We start from the raw sequence: 17,573 nt of genomic DNA, 5'->3' as shown, positions 1-17,573 counted from the left end.
TCAGTCCGGGTTTCAGGCAATTGCCTGCAGGTCGGCGACCATCGCCGCCCGCGCAATCACCACCCCGTTTGCGGGGGACCTTTCCCGCTCTGGCGCCAGAAAGCAACCGGCGTGGCCGACGAATTCCGTTCGACCGTTCCGAATGCCGGTGGATTTCTTCGAAATGCCCCGCTTCAAGCTTCGGTAACGCGCATTTCTATCCTCTCGAAGCCTTCAGCGGCGTCCATCCAGAGAGCAACTTGCTCTCCGGCAACGATTGCCCAGACCCGCCGGTCGCCCGAAGCGTGTTCACAGTCGGTTGCCGAGGGGACCGGATGACCGACCGGATGCGAATGGTAATAGCCCACGACCTGCCTGCCGCCCGCGCGCGCTTCCTTGTGCGAGGCGAGCAGGACCAGAGGATCGATCTCGAACTGGCGCTCGGGCTCGGGCGCCAGATTGGCGGCTGCGCGCACCTCATCTATGCGCGTTCCCTGCCCCATCAGCACCCCGCAACATTCACACGGAGCCGCCTTTTGCGCTTCTTCGAGCAATCTTGCCAGAACGGCACTTGTCACTTCGACGACCATCCCCAAATCCTAGCCACAATGGGGGCCAGTTCCAACATCACTGAAGATCTGATCGAGGGCTGCATCGGCCCGGGCGGCGGGAGGCTGGACAAGACGCTGGCCGAAGCGAGCGGCCTCTCGCGTGAGCGGGTCAAGGCGCTGCTGGGCGATGGCCGCGTAACGCTGGACGGAAAATCCGCGACGCAAGCCTCGCTCAAGGTGAGCGAAGGCACGCCCTTTACGATTCGCGTGCCCGCAGCGGTGCCCGCCGAAGCCGTTGCGCAGGACATCCCGCTCAATGTCGTGTTCGAGGACGAGTACCTCATCGTCATCGACAAGCCGGCCGGGCTCGTCGTTCATCCGGCAGCCGGCAATCTCGACGGAACGCTGGTCAACGCCCTGCTCCACCACTGCCGCGGCCAGCTTTCGGGAATCGGCGGCGTCGCCCGTCCCGGCATCGTTCACCGAATCGACAAGGACACCTCCGGCCTCCTTGTCGTCGCCAAGACCGACAGGGCCCACGAAGGTCTGGCCGCGCAGTTTGCCGACCACTCGATCGAGCGGGCTTACAAGGCGATTGTCGGTGGGCACCCGCTTCCGATCACCGGCACCGTGACCGGCGCAATCGGTCGATCCAGTTCGAATCGCAAGAAGATGGCGATTGTCGAGGAAGGCCGCGGGAAGCACGCGGTGACGCATTACCGCACCATCGAAAGGCTGAGGAACGCCGCGCTTGTCGAGTGCCGCCTCGAGACCGGACGAACTCACCAGGTCCGCGTTCACATGTCGTCAATCGGCCATCCGCTATTAGGTGATCCTGTCTATGGACGTACACCTTCAGCGCTTCGCCCGATTCTCCAGAGGCTCCAATTTTCCCGCCAGGCGCTTCACGCCGCGGAACTTGGCTTCATCCATCCCGTTAAGAAGGAGAAGGTGCACTTCGTCAGCCCAGTCCCCGCCGATATGGCGGCACTCATTGATGAATTGCAAAACTGAAATCGGATTTATGTGCTATCATGAACAGGTGGCCACAAGCTAAGACGCCTAGCAAGGGTCTTTGACCGATGGCCGACCGGAAAGGACGGATGAACGTGAGCAACAACGAACGCAATCTCCCGGCTGTGCCGACTCTCGGCGGTGAGCAGAGCCTCAACCGCTACATGAGCGAGATTCGCAAGTTCCCGGTGCTTTCGGCCGAGCAGGAATACATGCTCGCGAAGCGCTACAAGGAACATGAGGATCCGGAGGCTGCAGCACAACTGGTAACCAGCCACCTGCGACTCGTCGCGAAGATCGCGATGGGCTACCGCGGCTATGGCCTTCCCGTTTCGGAGCTGATTTCCGAGGGGAATATCGGCCTGATGCAGGGCGTGAAGAAATTCGAACCCGATCGGGGCTTCCGCCTCGCGACTTACGCGATGTGGTGGATCAAGGCCTCGATCCAGGAGTTCATCCTGCGCTCTTGGAGCCTCGTGAAAATGGGCACCACCGCCGCGCAGAAGAAGCTGTTCTTCAACCTGCGCCGCATGAAGAAGAACCTCGACGCCTACGAGGATACCGACCTGCACCCGGACGACGTCGCCAAGATCGCGACGACGCTGGGCGTGTCGGAAACCGAAGTCGTCAACATGAACCGGCGCATGATGATGGGCGGCGATGCCTCGCTCAATGTGTCGCTGCGCGAGGAAGGCGAAGGCCAGTGGATGGACATCCTCGCGGATGACCGCCCGCTGCAGGACGAAACCGTTGCCGACGCCGAGGAAGCCTCCGTCCGCCACGACATGCTGGTCGAGGCCATGGATTCGCTCAACGACCGCGAACGCGACATTCTCACCGAACGTCGCCTGACGGACGATCCCAAGACGCTCGAGGAACTGAGCCAGGTCTATCACGTCAGCCGCGAGCGCGTGCGCCAGATCGAGGTGCGCGCCTTCGAAAAGCTGCAGAAGGCGATGAACCGCATCGCTGGCGAAAAGCGCCTGATGCCGGCCACCTGATCGCAAGCGGGCTGATCACAGGCGGCTTGGGATCAGGCCAACCGCGAACCGGACAAGAGGCCGGGCCAACCCGTTGGGGGTCGGCCCGGCCTTTTTGATTGGCGCCCTTTCTGCCGCGCCGAATGCCTGTCCAGCGGGGCGCTTTTCCGGCAGCCACAAGATCGCTAGTAGATCACCGGGGCCGCGGCGCATTCGCCAGCGGCCACCACCCTGTTTTCCGGAGCCTTGCCCCCTTGCTGCGCATCCTTGCCAAAACCGTCGTCTGGTTCGTCGCCATCAGCGTGGGTCTCACAGTCCTCTATCGTTTCGTACCACCGCCGGTCACTGTGACCATGGTGCTGGACGGCAATGGCATCACCAAGGACTGGGAGCCACTGAGCCGGATAGACCGGAACATGGTTGCAGCCGTCGTCGCCGCCGAGGATGGCAAGTTCTGCAGCCACAGCGGCTTTGACACCGAGGCGATCGAGAAGGCGTTGGAGCGCAACGCCCGGGGCGGCCGTCTGCGTGGCGGGTCGACGATCAGCCAGCAGACCGCCAAGAACGTGTTTCTCTGGCAGGGCGAAGGTTGGACCCGATACCTGCGCAAGGGCCTGGAAGTCTGGTTCACCTTCCTGATCGAGAACCTATGGGACAAGCGGCGGATCATGGAAGTCTATCTCAATGTCGCCGAAACCGGCATCGGCACTTACGGCGTCGAGGCAGGCGCGCAGCGCTATTTCGGCAAGTCAGCAGCGAATCTGACCCCGACCGAAGCCGCGCGCATGGCCGCTGCCCTGCCCAGCCCCAAGACCCGCGCGGTGAAGAGCCCCTCGGGATTCACCCGCCGCTACGGCAACACGATCGCCGCGCGCATCGGCACCGTAAAGCGCGACGGCTACGACGCCTGCGTCTACCAGTAAGCCGCTGGCGATCACGCACAGGAAAGGGGAGGGAACCGCAGTCCCCTCCCCTCGCAGTTTCCGGTCTTTCGTCGGCAGCGATCAGAACTGGAAGTTGATCGAGGCCGAGAACGTGCGCGGTGCACCGAGATAGGCGTAAGTCGTCGCCGTCTCGCTGACGCCAGCGTCATCGAACGAGCCGTAGTAGAACTCGTCGAACAGGTTGGTGACGTTGGCCTGCAGGTAGGTCTTGTCGCCCATGCCCAGGAAGCCAAGGTCGAGGCGCGCGTCGAGATTGACCACGGTATAGCCAGGAACCTTGGCCGCCCAGATCTGATCCCCGGCCTTGTTGAGGGCAGGCGTGTTCAGGCTGTTGTAGTAGCGCGAACCGGTGCGCTTGGCTTCAACGCCGATCGAGACCGGACCGGCATTGCCTTCGACACGGCCACCGAAGGTGTACTTCGGCACGCCGCCTTCCATGTTCCCCGAGGTCTCGGCAAAGCTGTCCGTCCCGGTCTGCACGTCGTCGCGGATCTTCGACCACAGGTATGACGCGAAGATATAGGCCTTGAAGTGGCTGTCCGGGCTGACGGCGAGCGTACCGTCGAGGCCATAGCGGTCGACCGTACCGAGGTTGGTATAAGTCGTGCGGTCCGTTTCCGGATTGTAGGCCGAGGAAAGACGGTTGGCGAAGATCGTGTACCAGCCACCGAACGAACCCTGAATCATGCCGCTGCGAAAACGCAGGCCAAGGTCGAAGTTGTCGGAGGTTTCCGGCTTGGCCGAACGGGCCCCCTCGGTGCCGGGTGCGTAATAGAAGGAATTGTAGAGGTTGTCGGTGCCGGGGACCTGCACACCCTTCGAGTAGTTGAAGTAGAGGCTGGCTTCAGGCGTGAAATCGTACGTGAAACCTGCCGTGGGCAGTACGCGGTTGTAGTTGAAGACACGGTTGTCCGGCGCGCCGTAGCCAGGATTTTCGGCAGCGCGGGTCGCTTCGTCGGCGCTGTTGGTGGCAAAGCAGTCAACGTATCCGGAAGAGCTCGTGGTCAGGCAGTTCTGCGTCAGGTTACGGCGGAAGAACGGCACGCGCACACCGGCCACGACATGCAGCGAGTCGTTCGCGAAGTCGCCGGCATACTCACCGGAGACCTGATTCAGGATCGCATAGGACAGGCGATCGCGCTTCTCCAGGACGTTTCCGGCAGCGTCCGTCAGCGGATTCTTGTTGTTGAAGTAATGCTCGGCAAGGCCATTGGCCTTGAGGAAGCCGACCTCACCGGTCTGGCGATGACGGCCGCGATCGTAAGTATAGGCAAGGCGGACGCGGTTGTTGTCGCCCAAGTCGTAGCGCAGCGAAGCGATGACACCGATGCGGTTGGTAACGGTCTGGCTCGGCGTCGAAACGAGGACCGAGTCGCGCGTATCGCTATCGCCGTTCAGGTCTACTCCGCCGAAGTAGGGGCTGCCGCCGATATAGCCGCTGGTGATCGTGTCGCTGAAGGTACCCTCGTAGCCGACGCTCGTGCCGCCGCCGTTGGCCGAAGTGTACTGGAAGTACGGGTCGACGGTCAGGACCAGGCTATCGCTCAGGGTGAAACGCGAATTGATGCGGATATTGCCGGTCTTTGACGGGTTGTAGCGATATTCCCAAAGCGATCCGCAACCGTACTTGTCCGCGACGTCCTCCACACCGCCAATCCCCGCCGGAATCGTGCAGCGCTCCACCACATAGTCGTCACGCTCGGACTTGGTGAGCGGAATGCCGTCCGTGGTCGTCAGCTTCCAGTCGGAGGACATGTTGTTGCGGTTGTTGTTGAGATGACCGGACACGGCGATGAAGTCGCCATTGTCGCCGAGCGGCTGGTAGATCTTGGCGTTGAACTGCGTCTTCTTGATCTCGCCGAAACCGCCGAAAAGGGCATCATAAGTGTCACGCGAAGCGGCGAAGTAGGCGCGGGTTCCGGAGTCGTTGAGGTCTCCGGTGTTGATCATGCCAAAGATGCGCATCTTGCTCTGGTCACCGACCGTGCCGACCATCCGCGCGCCGAACTCGTGCGTGGGCGTCAGCGAACGGTAGTTGACGGTCGAACCGGTGGCCGATGCCGTTGGCGAGTCGACATCGGTCGTGCCGAGGTTGACGTTGACCTGCTCGATCAGTTCCGGATCGAGGTTCTGGTTGGTGTAGAGCGCGTAGCTGCCGGTGTCGTTGGCCGGGATACCATCGAAGGTCTGCGAAATGCGGGTATCGTCGAAGCCGCGGATCATCAGGTTGCCGCCGGAGGAACCGAAGCCGTCGTAGTTCTGGAAATTGACGCCCGGGATCAGGTTGATCGTCTCGTTGATCGTCTGGCCAGGCGTGCCGCGGCTGATGAACTCCTGGGTCAATACCTGCTTGGCCTTGGGCGTGTCGGGCAGTTCGACGCCGGCAACCGAACGGTCGATCCGTCCGGTGACGATGATGGTGTCGTCCTCGAAATCGACCGAGCCGGTCGACTGGGCAAGCGCCGGAACGGAAAGGAAAGCGGCTCCCACGGCCAGCATGCTGGTCGCGGTGTTCAAAGCGGTTTGGAACTTCATGGGGGACCCCTGAATTGTCAGATCGGGTTGCAGCGAAACGAGCGGAAGCAAATTTGCGGTGGGAGAGAACCGCGTCGGATTTGCTGCAGCCGCTAAGAGCACTCGCACATGACAACTTTCTGACGCCAGGGATTCCTTTTAGATCTCAATAACGTAATTTTCAAAATTTCCGTCAGACACAATATTGCCAAAAATCTGTAATATCGCATTGATTCAATGACTTACTGAAAATACTTCAATATTGCTATGCGACATAAATGTCACGCGTCGACCGGACGATCGTCGACACGCCCATTTTTCCTTTCAGAAAGAATGACATGTGATGATACTTCATAGCTTGCTGGGGCATGCGCCGCCGTGCGATGGAGTGGCGCATGGGCAGCGGACATCATCACGGGCATGATCATTCCCATGGTCACAGCCACGGGCACCACCATCATGCCCCGCCGCCGCCGGGCAACGCGAGCAAGGCCTTCGCCATCGCAGTCGCGCTCAACATCGGCTTTGTCATTGCCGAAGTCGTCGCCGGCCTGATCAGCGGCTCGATGGCATTGCTGGCCGACGCCGGGCACAACCTTTCGGATGTCCTGTCGCTGATGCTGGCATGGGCCGCAAGCGTACTGGCCGCGCGGCCACCCTCGGACCGTTTCACCTATGGCTTGAAAAGCTCATCGATCCTCGCGTCGATCGCCAATGCCGCGCTCCTGTGGGTCGCCATCGGCGCGATCCTCGTCGAGACGATCCAGCGCTTCAGCGATCCTGCGCCGGTGGCCGGGATGACCATGATCGTGGTGGCCGCCATCGGCATTGCGGTGAACGCGCTGTCCGCCCTGCTCTTCGCGAAAGGCAGCAAGAGCGACCTCAACCTGCGCGCCGCCTTTGTTCATCTCATGGCGGACGCGGCGGTTTCCGCCGGGGTCGTGCTGGCGGGGCTGGCGATCTACTGGACCGGCGCGGCGGTGATCGACCCGATCACTTCCCTGCTCATCACTGCCGTCATTGCCTGGTCAAGCTGGGGCCTGCTGCGCGATTCGCTGCGCATGGGCATGCTGGCCGTACCAGACCACATCGACGTGGCGAAAGTGCGCGCCTTCCTTGAAAAGCAGCCCGGCGTCATGCGGGTCCACGACCTTCACATCTGGCCGATGAGCACGACCGAAACTGCGCTCACCGCCCACCTCGTCATGCCCGGCATCAGCCGGGAAGGCGCGTTCCTGCGTCAACTGGCTCACGACCTCGAACGCGAATTCAGCATCGGCCACCCGACACTGCAGGTCGAGACCGATCCCGATGCACCCTGTGCGCTTGAAAGCGAAAAGGTCATCTGACCTTTAACGCGGCGCCCTGATGCAAAAAGGCCGCCCGCATCACGGCGGACGGCCTTTTTTGCAGTCTGTCAGCGCTTAGGTCTCAGGCGGCGGCTTCGGCCTTGTCGCCCTTGAGCACGCGAACCGGTTCCTTGCGACCGTCGACCACTTCCTTGTCGACCACGACTTCGGCGATGTCGGTCTCGGTCGGCAGGTCGTACATGGTGTCGAGCAAGAGGCCCTCGACGATCGAGCGAAGGCCACGCGCACCGGTCTTACGGTCGATCGCCTTCTGGGCAATCGCCTCAAGCGCCTCGTCGGTGAAGGTCAGCTCGACGTCCTCAAGCTCGAAGAGCTTGCGGTACTGCTTGATCAGCGCGTTCTTCGGCTCCTTGAGGATCTTCACGAGCGCGGCGATATCGAGATCTTCCAGCGTCGCGATGACCGGCAGGCGGCCGACGAATTCGGGGATCAGGCCGAACTTGAGCAGATCTTCCGGCTCCGACTTCTGCAGGAGCTCGCCCACGCGGCGTTTGTCGGGATCGGCGACATGGGCGCCGAAGCCGATCGAACGCTTCTGCAGGCGGTCGGCGATGATCTTTTCGAGACCAGCGAAGGCGCCGCCACAGATGAACAGGATATTGGTCGTGTCCACCTGCAGGAATTCCTGCTGCGGGTGCTTGCGGCCGCCCTGCGGCGGAACCGAAGCGGTGGTGCCTTCCATCAGCTTGAGCAGCGCCTGCTGCACGCCCTCGCCCGAGACGTCGCGGGTGATCGACGGGTTCTCGGCCTTGCGGCTGATCTTGTCGATCTCGTCGATGTAGACGATGCCATGCTGCGCCTTCTCGACATTGTAGTCGGATGCCTGGAGCAGCTTGAGGATGATGTTCTCGACGTCCTCGCCCACGTAACCGGCTTCGGTCAGCGTGGTGGCATCGGCCATCGTGAAGGGCACGTCGAAAGTTTTCGCCAGGGTCTGCGCCAGCAGCGTCTTGCCCGAACCGGTCGGGCCGACGAGCAGGATGTTCGACTTCGAAAGTTCGACGTCGCCCTGCTTGCCGCTGTGCTTGAGGCGCTTGTAGTGGTTGTGCACCGCTACCGACAGCACGCGCTTCGCGCGGTCCTGGCCGATCACGTAGTCGTTAAGCGTCTCGCAGATTTCGCGGGGAGACGGCACGCCGCCGTCCTTCTTGCCCGCGATCCCGGCCTTGGTTTCCTCACGAATGATGTCGTTGCAAAGCTCGACGCATTCGTCACAGATAAAGACCGTGGGTCCCGCGATCAGCTTGCGCACTTCGTGCTGCGACTTGCCGCAGAAGCTGCAGTAAAGGGTGCTTTTCGCGTCAGATCCGCTCAATTTCGTCATTTTCCGTCTTTGGCCCCCGTTTGAGGCGACTCGATTAGTCTACTCTGCGGGGGGCCGGTTTTGCAATCCTAGGCCGAATTCGTTGAGACTGGCTAAATGGCTAACACCGCGTATTGCCAATCAGCCCTTATCGTCATCCTTCGGTCTGTTTCTCGGCATCGGGCCGTGTTTCGAAGACCTTGTCGACCAGACCGAAGGCCAGCGCTTCCTCGGCTTCGAGGAAGGTATCGCGGTCCATCGCCTGCTCGATTTCGTCGAGCGACTTGCCGGTGTACTTCACGTAGAGATCGTTCAGCCGCTTGCGCATGCGCAGGATTTCGCGCGCCTGGATCTCGATGTCGGATGCCATGCCGCGCGCGCCGCCCGAGGGCTGGTGCACCATGATGCGGGCATTGGGCAGCGCGATGCGCATGCCCGGCTCCCCGGCGGCGAGCAGGAAGCTGCCCATCGATGCGGCCTGGCCGATGCACACGGTCGATACGCGCGGCTTGATGTACTGCATGGTGTCATGAATCGCCATGCCCGCCGTGACGACACCGCCCGGCGAGTTGATGTACATCGAGATATCCTTGGAGGGATTTTCCGATTCCAGGAACAGCAGCTGAGCGACGATGAGCGAAGCCATGTGGTCCTCGACCTCGCCGGTCACGAAGACGATGCGCTCACGCAGCAGGCGCGAGTAGATGTCGAAGCTGCGTTCACCGCGACTGGTCTGCTCGACGACCATGGGCACCAGGGCGCCGGTCACGGGATCGGTGGTGAACTTTCCTTGGGCGCCCGAGGCGCCAAACAGGTCGAGCATGGGAGTCCTCTTCTGGTTGGACCGTCTATGTCGCGTGCCGTTTGCCGATGTTCAAGGGGATTAACCGATCAATCGACATCCGGAATGGGACAATCGTGTCACGGATACCTCGAATCCGGCAGGGACCGGGATGCGACAACGGCCCGGCGTGCCTGAGCACACCGGGCCGTCGATCGCAAAAGCACTGACCGGGATCAGTCTTCGGTCTTCGCGGCAGCCTTCTTGGCCGGGGCCTTCTTGGCAGCCGGCTTCTTGGCGGCAGGCTTGGCTTCGCCTTCCGCGTCGGCATCGTCGGCCTTCTTGACAGCGGCCTTCTTCGCCGGAGCCTTCTTGGCAGCCGGCTTTTCGGCTTCGTCCGCGTCGTCCGCCTTCTTGGCGGCAGCCTTCTTCGCCGGAGCCTTCTTCGCGGCAGGCTCCTCGGCATCGCCCTCATCGGCGGCGACGTCGGCCTTCTTGGCGGCAGCCTTCTTCGCCGGAGCCTTCTTCGCAGCCGGCTTCTTGGCGCTCGCTTCGTCGGTGTCGGCTTCGATGGCGGCCTGCAGTTCGTCGCGGGTCACTTCACGCTCGGTGACTTCGGCCTTCTCGATCAGGAAGTCGACGACCTTGTCCTCGTAGAGGGGCGCACGCAGCTGGGCGGCCATCATCGGGTCGTTGGCGACGTATTCCATGAAGCGCTGACGGTCTTCGGGGCGGTACTGCTGCGCCGCCTGCGAAACCAGCATCGACATTTCCTGCTGCGAAACCTCGACGCCGTTGGTCTGGCCGATTTCCGACAGGAGCAGGCCCAGGCGAACGCGGCGCTCGGCGATCTTGCGGTAGTCGTCCTTCTCGGCTTCGATTTCCTTCAGCGCAGCCTCGGGATCTTCCTCGTGGCTGGCTTCGTGGGTCAGCTGCTGCCAGATCTGGCTGAACTCGGCCTCGACCATCGTCGGCGGCACGTCGAAGTCGTGGCCGGCGGCAAGCTGGTCGAGCAGCGAGCGCTTCATCGCGGTACGGGTCAGGCCGGCAGTTTCCTGCTCGAGCTGGCCCTTCAGCAGTTCCTTGAGCTGCTCAAGACCCTCAAGACCCAGTTCCTTGGCGAAATCGTCGTCGATCTTGGTCTCGGCCGGAGCCTTCACTTCGTGGGCGACGATGTCGAAGGTGGTTTCCTTGCCCTTCAGGTTTTCGGCCTGGTAGTCCCCGGGGAAAGTCACGGTGATGGTGCGCTCGTCACCGGCCTTGATGCCGACGAGCTGCTCTTCGAAGCCGGGGATGAAGCGGCCCGAGCCGATCACCAGCGGGGCCTTCTCGGCCTTGCCGCCCTCGAATTCGACGCCGTCGAGCTTGCCGGTGAAATCGATGATCACCTGGTCGCCGTCTTCGGCCGCGCCGTCCTTGGTCTCGAAGCGCTGCTGCTGCGAGGCGATCCGCTCCACCGCTTCGTCGATCGCCGATTCGGCAACCGGAACGATCAGCTTCTCGAGCTTCAGGCCGTCGATGGCAGGAGCCTCGATGACCGGGAGAACTTCGAGGCTGACGGTGAGCTCGGCGTCCTTGCCCTGCTCATAGCCTTCGCCCAGCGCGACGTCCGGGTTCATGGCCGGGCGCAGCGAATTGTCGGCGACGAGCTTGTCCATCGCTTCGCGAATGGTGGTGTTGAGCGCTTCGCGGTGAATCGCCTCGCCGTGCATCTTCTTGACGAGGTTCGCTGGCACCTTGCCCGGGCGGAAGCCGGGCATGCGCACCTGCGGCGCGATCTTCTGGATCTCGCCCTCGACGCGAGCGGAAATGTCCTTGGCGGGGATGGTCACCGTGTAGGCGCGCTTCAGGCCCTCGTTGGTGGTTTCGACGATCTGCATTTCGATGCCTTCCTGTGCAATCCTTTAGGTCGCGTGCGCGACCGACTCTCTCGCCCCATCCTCTCACCGCGGCGAAACTGGTGCGGGCGAAGGGACTCGAACCCCCACATCTTTCGATACTGGTACCTAAAACCAGCGCGTCTACCAGTTCCGCCACGCCCGCATTCGGATGAAGCCTGAAACTCAAGGGACGTGCCCTTATAAGCACGCGCGGAAAAGGGCAAGCGCTGCGACTCGTCATCATCCCTTGCGAGGCGATCCATTCGCCCCCACGTTGAGATCGAACAGCACCAGAGAGGTAGCCATGGCGACGCAGCCCGGGGACGTCCCCGCGAACAATCCGCCCGAAACCCCGGTCCCCCCGGCAGAACCTACCGAGCCGGGCCAACCTGCGGAAGCGCCGCCCTATTCGCCGGATTTCGACCAGCCGGACGAGGCCCCCGAGGAAATGCCCCCGCAGGACTGAACGCCGCCTGAGCGGCGCTATTTCAGCCCTGCCAGGGCCCCGATCCTGGCCATCAGCGACAGCCCCTGACCCGCTTCGCGCGGATCGTCGATAGACGGCAGATCAGGGCATTCCAGGCAATAGGCCTGCGCTCCGCGGCTTCCCGTGAGGTCGGCAAATTGCGCTGCGATCCGCCGTGCCCGAGCCTCCTGACGCGCGGCGACCAGGCCGGTCAGGTCGTAGACCGCTTCGCTATCGCTTGGCCCTGCAAACATGCGCCGCAGCATCGATTCGAAGCGGCCTTCCTGCGCGCCGATGTACTCAGCGTGCCACTTGCCGTTGCCCACGCCGCCTTGCTTCGCTGCATAAGCCAGCGCGGCATCGAGATCGCCCATCTCATCGACCAGCCCCAGCTCCTTCGCCTCGGCTCCCGGCCAGACGCGCCCCTGGGCAACCCGGTCGATCCTTTCAGGAGTGGTCTTGCGCGACTTGGCAACGACTCCGAGAAACTTGCCGTAGATGTTGTCGACCGACGCCTGCAGCATGCGCTCGACCTCGGGCGTGAAGCCGCCGAGGATGTCGGGCTGTCCGGAGAGCGGCGTCGTGCGCACGCCGTCGCTGGTCACCCCGAAATCGGCCAGGGTCTTTTCGAAACTGGTGACGACGGCAAAGACGCCGATCGAGCCGGTTACCGTACCCGGCTCGGCGAAGATCCGCTCGGCCGGCGTGGACACCCAGTAACCGCCGCTGGCCGCCATGTTCGCCATCGAGACCACGACCGGGATCTTGCGCGCCTTGTAGCGGTCGATGGCGCGGCGGATGCGCTCGGCGGCCATGACCGAGCCGCCCGGCGAATCGACTCGCACAACGAGCGCCTTGAAGCCCTCATCGATGTTGTCATCGAGCAGCTGGGCGATCCGGTCGCCACCGGCCTTGCCCGGGCCCGCCTCGCCGTCGACGATCTCTCCGGCAATGGTGATGACGCCGATGCTGGCACCCTCGGCCCTGGCCGGATTGGCCGCCAGCCAGGTGTCGAGGCGGGTATGGGCATAGGCGGGACCATCTCCGCCCGCCCCCTTCCCGGCGATCTCGGCAACGCGCTTTTCGAACTCGGTCTTGTCGCCGATGCGGTCGACCAGTCCGGCAGCCTTGGCTCCTTGCGCGAAATCTCCCATCGAAGCCTCGACCCAGGCCATGGGGTCGCCGGCAATCTGCTCAACCTTCGAATTGGGCCGCGCCTGCTTCACGTCGGCCTTCCAAGTCGCCCAGATCGAGCCGTAGAGATCCTCGTTGGCTTCACGCGCGGCAGGCGACATGTCGCTGCGAATGTAGGGCTCGACGTAGCTCTTGTAGGTTCCGGCGCGATAGACGTGGGCATTCACCTTGAAGCGATCGAACAGCCCCTTGTAATAGGTCTGGGTGCCGCCGGGTCCGGCCACGAAGGCCCCGCCCATGGGATCGACCCACACTTCGCTGGCATGGGCGGCCAGCAGGACGCCGTCGTCGGCATATGCGTTGGCGAAAGTCAGGACCGGCTTGCCGGCCGCACGCACCTCGTCGATCGCCCTGCCGATCTCCTGCAGGTGGACCATGCCGCCCCCAAGGAAGCGCGACATGTCCAGCACCACCGCCTTCACGTGATCGTCCTTGGCTGCGCCGCGCAGGGCCCGTTCGATGTCGCGGGCCTGGTACTCGCCGGCCGGAGCCTCAGCCGACAGCAGGAGCCGCAAGGGGCTGACCTCGCTGCGCTCCTCCACCACGACTCCGTCGAGATTGAGCAACAGTGCACCGTCGACGACACGGCCCGGGGTCGGCCGCGACGCCAGTGCGCCGTAGATGAGTCCGAAGAACAACAGCAGGAAAAGCAGGGCGAGTGCATCCTTGAAGGCGACCAGCAGCTTCCAGACCTTGCGCGCGAATTGCATGAAATTACCTGCCTTTCCGAGGGCACCCTTACCTGCCCCGCTGCGCAGTGCAAAGAAGTCCCGGGAGCAGTGGCTGGGGACATCGTGCATCTCCGGGCCGAATCGGCTTGAGCCGGGGAGCAGGCACGCCTAAGGCATCGTCTTCAATGACATCGCCAGAATTCACTTATCCGGAAGGCAGCGCCGCCTTCCCGCACCGTGGCCTCGTAGGCATCGCGGGCCTCGCCCCGCATGAGATCATGTTCCTCCTCGACGAGGCGCAGCAGTGGGTGGAGCTGAACCGCCATGCCCAGAAGCGGCGGGACCTGCTTTCCGGCCTGACGATCATCAACGCCTTCTTCGAGAACTCGACACGTACGCTTCTCAGTTTCGAGATCGCGGGCAAGCGCCTGGGCGCGGACGTCGTCAACATGGCCGTGGCGACATCGAGCGTGAAGAAGGGCGAAACGCTGATCGACACGGCGATGACGCTCAATGCCATGCGCGCCGATGCCATTGCGATCCGTCACGGCAGCTCGGGCGCGGTCCAGCTGATCGCGGACAAGGTGGACTGCCCCGTCATCAATGCCGGTGACGGCCAGCACGAGCACCCCACCCAGGCCCTGCTCGACGCCCTGACGATCCGCCAGGCCAAACGCGCCTTCAACGGCCTGCGCGTAACCATCTGCGGCGACATCCTGCACAGCCGGGTCGCCCGCTCGAACATCCTGTGCCTCACCTCGCTCGGCGCCGAAGTGCGGGTCTGTGCCCCCCCGGCACTGATGCCCGCCGACATCGAGCGGATGAACGTGCAGGTCTTCCACGATTTCGACGCGGCCCTTCAGAATGCCGACGTGGTCATGATGCTGCGCCTCCAGCTGGAGCGCATGCAAGGCCAGTTCATCCCGTCCCCGCGCGAGTATCGGCACCTCTACGGCCTTTCGCTGGAGCGTCTCGCCAAGGCAGAGAGCAACGCCCTCGTCATGCACCCGGGCCCGATGAACCGCGGCATCGAGATCGACAGCAATGTCGCCGACCTCGTCGACCGTTCGATGATCACCACGCAGGTCGAAATGGGCGTGGCGATCCGCATGGCCTGCCTCGACGTACTGACCCGCAAGGCGCGCGGACTGGAGGGCTGGGCATGAGCATCCACGCACCCCTGACCGTCACCGGCGGCAAGCTGGTACTGCCCGACGGGCGGATCGAGGCCGGAAATATCCGCTGCGAAGGCGGGTTCATCACCGCCATTGGCGACGTTTCGCCGCAGGCGGGCGACATCGTCCACCAAGCGGGCGGCAAGCTGGTCACGCCCGGCCTCGTCGACGTGGCCGTCTTCTCGATCGACAAGCCCGCCTTCCACTTCGGTGGAGTGACGCGCGCGGCGCTGATGCCCGACCAGGACCCGCCGTTGGACGTTCCGGCCCGCGTGCGCTTTGCCGCGCAATCGGGCAAGCCTGATTTCTGGGTCCACCCCCTCGCCGCAGCGACGAAGAATCTCGAAGGCGATTCGCTGGCCGAGATCGCGCTGATGCGTGATGCCGGAGCACGCGCCGTCGCCACCGGGCGCAGCTGGATCCGCGATTCGGGCACGATGCTGCGCCTGCTGCAATATGCCGGGATGCTCGACATGGTCGTGGTGACCCATGCCGAGGACTCCGGACTCGTCGGCAAGGCCGTCGCAACCGCCGGGGAAATGGCGACGCGCCTGGGCCTGCCCAGCGCTCCGGCCGAAGCCGAGGCACTCGCAATCGCACGCGACATTGCCCTGGCCGAACTGGCCGGCGCGAAAATCCACTTCCGCAAGGTGACCACCGCGGCCGGCCTCGAACTCGTGCGCCGCGCCAAGGAGCGCGGTGCGAAGATCACGGCAGGTGTCAGCCCCGCCTACTTCATGCTCTCGGACCTCGCCCTCGCGAATTTCCGCACATTCGCGCATCTTTCGCCGCCGCTGCGCTCCGAGGCCGATCGCAAGGCAGTGATCGCCGCCATCGCCGACGGCACCATCGACATGATCGGTTCGGGCCACGATCCGCGTGGCCCCGAGGACAAGCGACTGCCATACACCGATTCGGCACCGGGCATGGCCGGTTCGGAGACGCTCCTGCCGCTGACGATGACGCTCGTTCGCGACGGCGTGATCTCTATGAACCGGGCTTTCGAGCTGCTGTCCGCCAATCCCGCAAAGCTGCTGGGCGTCGATGCCGGACGCCTTGCCGAGGGCATGGAAGCGGACATCGCCGTGATCGACCCGGACCGTCCATGGATCGTCGATTCGGACGAAATGGCAGCCGCGGCGGGCAACACCCCGTTCGACAAGCAACCGATGCAGGGCCGCGTGCTGGCGCTGTTCAAGGGCGGCGTTGCCGTAAAGGCAAAGAAGCCCGCCGCCTGAGGCCATCGAGGCCCTAAATGAATGCCTGCGCTATCGCCTGCCGCCTCCGAAAGGCGAGCGGGGCAAAAAAAGAGGCCTTCGTCCGAAGACGAAGGCCTGCAAGGTTCACATGGAACTGTTTGGGTAGGAGACTTCAGCGCCGCGCGCGCAGCGGGGCTCCTACGGCGCCGCCCTTCGGCAGGGCGCCGGGCAGCGATTGCGATTCGGAATAGGCCAGGCAGCCTTCACCGCGGTTCCTGACCGAAGAGCACAGCGAATGCGCCGATGCCCGGTCGAAGCCTTCAGCGGCCACGCGGTAGTAGCGCGCGCCGTTCACGACGGCTTCGGTGATGCGCATGGTGTGATCCTTCAGTGAAGGATTGCGCTTCACGAAGATGCCCCAGGCTCGCTCGGCCCCTTCGCGAGACTGGAACGATCCCAGTTGCACGAGATGGGCCTGGATTTCGGACCGGCTCGACTTGGCCTTTTCGGGCTGGGCGATCTTCTCGGTCGACATCCGTTCGAAAGTAGCCTGGAAATTGCTTTCGCTCTTGGCGACCTTCTGGATCACCGGCTTGGCAACGAAACGGCTGGAGGGTCCAGTCTCGACGTGTTGTTCGACAACCTCGTTGACGGCAGCAAGCGAAGCCCGCTCAACCGGACGCGCGGCCGGTGCCGGAGCCGGATCGGCCTGATCTGAACCACCCCAGAAGCTCTCGCCGGTCTTCACCGGCGGCAGTTCACCGGCAGGCGCCTGACCGAAGGCAGGAGTCGGAATATCGGTACGTGCAAGCCGGGCTGCATCGTCCTTGTTGCCCAGTGCCAGTGCGGTGGGCTGCCCCGGGTCGGCGCGCAGCGGCGCGCCAAGCAGGCCGGCCACGCGGGCACGCGACGCATCGGGGCGAGCCTTCGAAGCCCAATCGCTCAAACGCGCATCGAGCTGGTCTGCCGGAACATCCTGCCCCGCGATCAACCGCGCCTGCATCCACTGTCCCTGAAGGGCATAGGCATACGCCAGGTTCTGCCGGGCCTTAACGTTGTTGTCCTCGCTGCGCACTGCGTCGGTTAGCACGGCAACACCCATTTCGGGCTGCCCGGCAAGGGCAAGGGCAAGGCCGAAGTCGCTTGCCGGAATATCGTTGCGCCAGCGGCCCAGAACCGAGATCGCCTCGGCATTGCGGCCTGCGCCAATATAGGCCAGCGCCATGCCCAGACCGATGCGGGCGTTATCCCCGCCCAACGTGACGGCATCCTCAAAGGTCGTCGCAGCCGAGTCGAAGCGTCCGGCAGCAAGGTAAGCCTGCGCCAGTTCAGTGCGCGCCGAGGCGCTCTCGGGAGAACGGGCCACGCGCTGTTCCGCGCGAGCCACGGCGGCGCCGGAATCGGCATCGTTGAGGCCGCGCGCCACCGGCGCCCGCGCGCTCGATGCGAACGGCGACTGGCCGGCGCAGCCCGAAAGCATGACAACCGCCATTGCCGAGCATAAAGTCAGCCCTGTCGTCCGGGTCCGGTTTTCTAAACGTCGCATTGTTCT

General features: G+C 63.5%; 14 protein-coding genes and 1 tRNA gene. 7 read left to right on the top strand and 8 right to left on the bottom strand.

Annotation, left to right across the window (positions count from 1 at the left end):
* Positions 1 to 173 precede the first annotated feature (173 nt).
* The gene (locus PP1Y_RS15525) at positions 174 to 569 is read right to left on the bottom strand and encodes a Mov34/MPN/PAD-1 family protein (protein WP_013833073.1); all 396 of its coding nucleotides are present in this window, start codon (positions 567 to 569) and stop codon (positions 174 to 176) included.
* An 18-nt stretch (positions 570 to 587) separates the two neighbouring features.
* On the opposite strand from PP1Y_RS15525, the gene PP1Y_RS15520 reads away from it, so the two are divergent.
* The 3 genes from PP1Y_RS15520 (at position 588) to mtgA (ending at position 3,447) form a co-directional block, all read left to right on the top strand.
* Entirely contained in the window at positions 588 to 1,544 is a 957-nt protein-coding gene (locus PP1Y_RS15520) for an RluA family pseudouridine synthase (RefSeq protein ID WP_013833072.1), read from the top strand.
* Between the two features lie 89 nt (positions 1,545 to 1,633).
* Entirely contained in the window at positions 1,634 to 2,545 is a 912-nt protein-coding gene (gene rpoH, locus PP1Y_RS15515) for an RNA polymerase sigma factor RpoH (protein ID WP_013833071.1), read from the top strand.
* 233 nt (positions 2,546 to 2,778) lie between these two features.
* Complete coding sequence (gene mtgA, locus PP1Y_RS15510; protein WP_007011616.1) at positions 2,779 to 3,447, top strand: monofunctional biosynthetic peptidoglycan transglycosylase; 669 nt, start codon at positions 2,779 to 2,781, stop codon at positions 3,445 to 3,447.
* An 81-nt stretch (positions 3,448 to 3,528) separates the two neighbouring features.
* Here the strand turns inward: mtgA and PP1Y_RS15505 are convergent, their stop codons facing one another.
* Complete coding sequence (locus tag PP1Y_RS15505) at positions 3,529 to 6,003, bottom strand: TonB-dependent receptor (protein ID WP_013833069.1); 2,475 nt, start codon at positions 6,001 to 6,003, stop codon at positions 3,529 to 3,531.
* A 374-nt stretch (positions 6,004 to 6,377) separates the two neighbouring features.
* Here PP1Y_RS15505 and PP1Y_RS15500 point away from each other — a divergent pair, with 374 nt between their 5' ends.
* The gene (locus PP1Y_RS15500) at positions 6,378 to 7,331 is read left to right on the top strand and encodes a cation diffusion facilitator family transporter (protein WP_013833068.1); all 954 of its coding nucleotides are present in this window, start codon (positions 6,378 to 6,380) and stop codon (positions 7,329 to 7,331) included.
* A gap of 82 nt (positions 7,332 to 7,413) precedes the next feature.
* On the opposite strand, the gene clpX is transcribed toward PP1Y_RS15500, so the two are convergent.
* The 4 genes from clpX to PP1Y_RS15480 all read right to left on the bottom strand — a co-directional run bounded on the left by clpX (position 7,414) and on the right by PP1Y_RS15480 (position 11,479).
* Positions 7,414 to 8,676: an ATP-dependent Clp protease ATP-binding subunit ClpX gene (gene clpX, locus PP1Y_RS15495; RefSeq protein ID WP_007011619.1), complete on the bottom strand. Its 1,263-nt coding sequence runs from the start codon at positions 8,674 to 8,676 to the stop codon at positions 7,414 to 7,416.
* Between the two features lie 133 nt (positions 8,677 to 8,809).
* On the bottom strand, positions 8,810 to 9,478 hold the full coding sequence (clpP, locus tag PP1Y_RS15490; RefSeq protein ID WP_007011620.1) for an ATP-dependent Clp endopeptidase proteolytic subunit ClpP: 669 nt from the start codon (positions 9,476 to 9,478) through the stop codon (positions 8,810 to 8,812).
* Positions 9,479 to 9,672: 194 nt separating this feature from the next.
* On the bottom strand, positions 9,673 to 11,316 hold the full coding sequence (gene tig / locus PP1Y_RS15485) for a trigger factor (RefSeq protein WP_013833067.1): 1,644 nt from the start codon (positions 11,314 to 11,316) through the stop codon (positions 9,673 to 9,675).
* A gap of 78 nt (positions 11,317 to 11,394) precedes the next feature.
* Positions 11,395 to 11,479: transfer RNA gene (locus PP1Y_RS15480), tRNA-Leu, on the bottom strand.
* Positions 11,480 to 11,620: 141 nt separating this feature from the next.
* Here PP1Y_RS15480 and PP1Y_RS26130 point away from each other — a divergent pair.
* Positions 11,621 to 11,782, top strand: a complete 162-nt coding sequence (locus tag PP1Y_RS26130) for a hypothetical protein (protein WP_007011622.1) — start codon at positions 11,621 to 11,623, stop codon at positions 11,780 to 11,782.
* Between the two features lie 17 nt (positions 11,783 to 11,799).
* Here the strand turns inward: PP1Y_RS26130 and sppA are convergent, their stop codons facing one another.
* Positions 11,800 to 13,686, bottom strand: coding sequence for a signal peptide peptidase SppA (gene sppA, locus PP1Y_RS15475; protein ID WP_013833066.1), 1,887 nt, complete (start codon positions 13,684 to 13,686; stop codon positions 11,800 to 11,802).
* Positions 13,687 to 13,832: 146 nt separating this feature from the next.
* Here sppA and PP1Y_RS15470 point away from each other — a divergent pair, with 146 nt between their 5' ends.
* Together PP1Y_RS15470 and PP1Y_RS15465 are read left to right on the top strand one after the other, a co-directional pair.
* Positions 13,833 to 14,813: an aspartate carbamoyltransferase catalytic subunit gene (locus PP1Y_RS15470; protein WP_013833065.1), complete on the top strand. Its 981-nt coding sequence runs from the start codon at positions 13,833 to 13,835 to the stop codon at positions 14,811 to 14,813.
* Positions 14,810 to 16,060, top strand: a complete 1,251-nt coding sequence (locus tag PP1Y_RS15465; RefSeq protein WP_013833064.1) for a dihydroorotase family protein — start codon at positions 14,810 to 14,812, stop codon at positions 16,058 to 16,060. The genes PP1Y_RS15470 and PP1Y_RS15465 overlap by 4 nt, the downstream gene beginning before the upstream one ends.
* A gap of 133 nt (positions 16,061 to 16,193) precedes the next feature.
* On the opposite strand, the gene PP1Y_RS15460 is transcribed toward PP1Y_RS15465, so the two are convergent.
* Positions 16,194 to 17,501 (bottom strand): lipopolysaccharide assembly protein LapB, encoded by a 1,308-nt coding sequence (locus tag PP1Y_RS15460; protein ID WP_232512387.1) that lies wholly within the window; start codon positions 17,499 to 17,501, stop codon positions 16,194 to 16,196.
* Between the last annotated feature and the right edge of the window lie 72 nt (positions 17,502 to 17,573).

This window comes from Novosphingobium sp. PP1Y (assembly GCF_000253255.1).
Classification (GTDB): Bacteria; Pseudomonadota; Alphaproteobacteria; order Sphingomonadales; family Sphingomonadaceae; genus Novosphingobium.
Note: the sequence above shows the minus strand (reverse complement) of the source record. Positions and strands in the feature narration are given on the sequence as shown.

What these genes read in the sequence shown, in the direction of transcription:
- PP1Y_RS26130 (WP_007011622.1), top strand. Translation starts at nt 11,621, where the DNA reads ATGGCGACGCAGCCCGGGGACGTCCCCGCGAACAATCCGCCCGAAACC.
- PP1Y_RS15500 (WP_013833068.1), top strand. Translation starts at nt 6,378, where the DNA reads ATGGGCAGCGGACATCATCACGGGCATGATCATTCCCATGGTCACAGC.
- PP1Y_RS15505 (WP_013833069.1), bottom strand. Translation starts at nt 6,003, where the DNA reads ATGAAGTTCCAAACCGCTTTGAACACCGCGACCAGCATGCTGGCCGTG.
- PP1Y_RS15470 (WP_013833065.1), top strand. Translation starts at nt 13,833, where the DNA reads ATGACATCGCCAGAATTCACTTATCCGGAAGGCAGCGCCGCCTTCCCG.
- clpP (WP_007011620.1), bottom strand. Translation starts at nt 9,478, where the DNA reads ATGCTCGACCTGTTTGGCGCCTCGGGCGCCCAAGGAAAGTTCACCACC.
- sppA (WP_013833066.1), bottom strand. Translation starts at nt 13,686, where the DNA reads ATGCAATTCGCGCGCAAGGTCTGGAAGCTGCTGGTCGCCTTCAAGGAT.
- tig (WP_013833067.1), bottom strand. Translation starts at nt 11,316, where the DNA reads ATGCAGATCGTCGAAACCACCAACGAGGGCCTGAAGCGCGCCTACACG.
- PP1Y_RS15460 (WP_232512387.1), bottom strand. Translation starts at nt 17,501, where the DNA reads ATGCTTTCGGGCTGCGCCGGCCAGTCGCCGTTCGCATCGAGCGCGCGG.
- rpoH (WP_013833071.1), top strand. Translation starts at nt 1,634, where the DNA reads ATGAACGTGAGCAACAACGAACGCAATCTCCCGGCTGTGCCGACTCTC.
- clpX (WP_007011619.1), bottom strand. Translation starts at nt 8,676, where the DNA reads ATGACGAAATTGAGCGGATCTGACGCGAAAAGCACCCTTTACTGCAGC.
- PP1Y_RS15525 (WP_013833073.1), bottom strand. Translation starts at nt 569, where the DNA reads ATGGTCGTCGAAGTGACAAGTGCCGTTCTGGCAAGATTGCTCGAAGAA.
- PP1Y_RS15520 (WP_013833072.1), top strand. Translation starts at nt 588, where the DNA reads ATGGGGGCCAGTTCCAACATCACTGAAGATCTGATCGAGGGCTGCATC.
- PP1Y_RS15465 (WP_013833064.1), top strand. Translation starts at nt 14,810, where the DNA reads ATGAGCATCCACGCACCCCTGACCGTCACCGGCGGCAAGCTGGTACTG.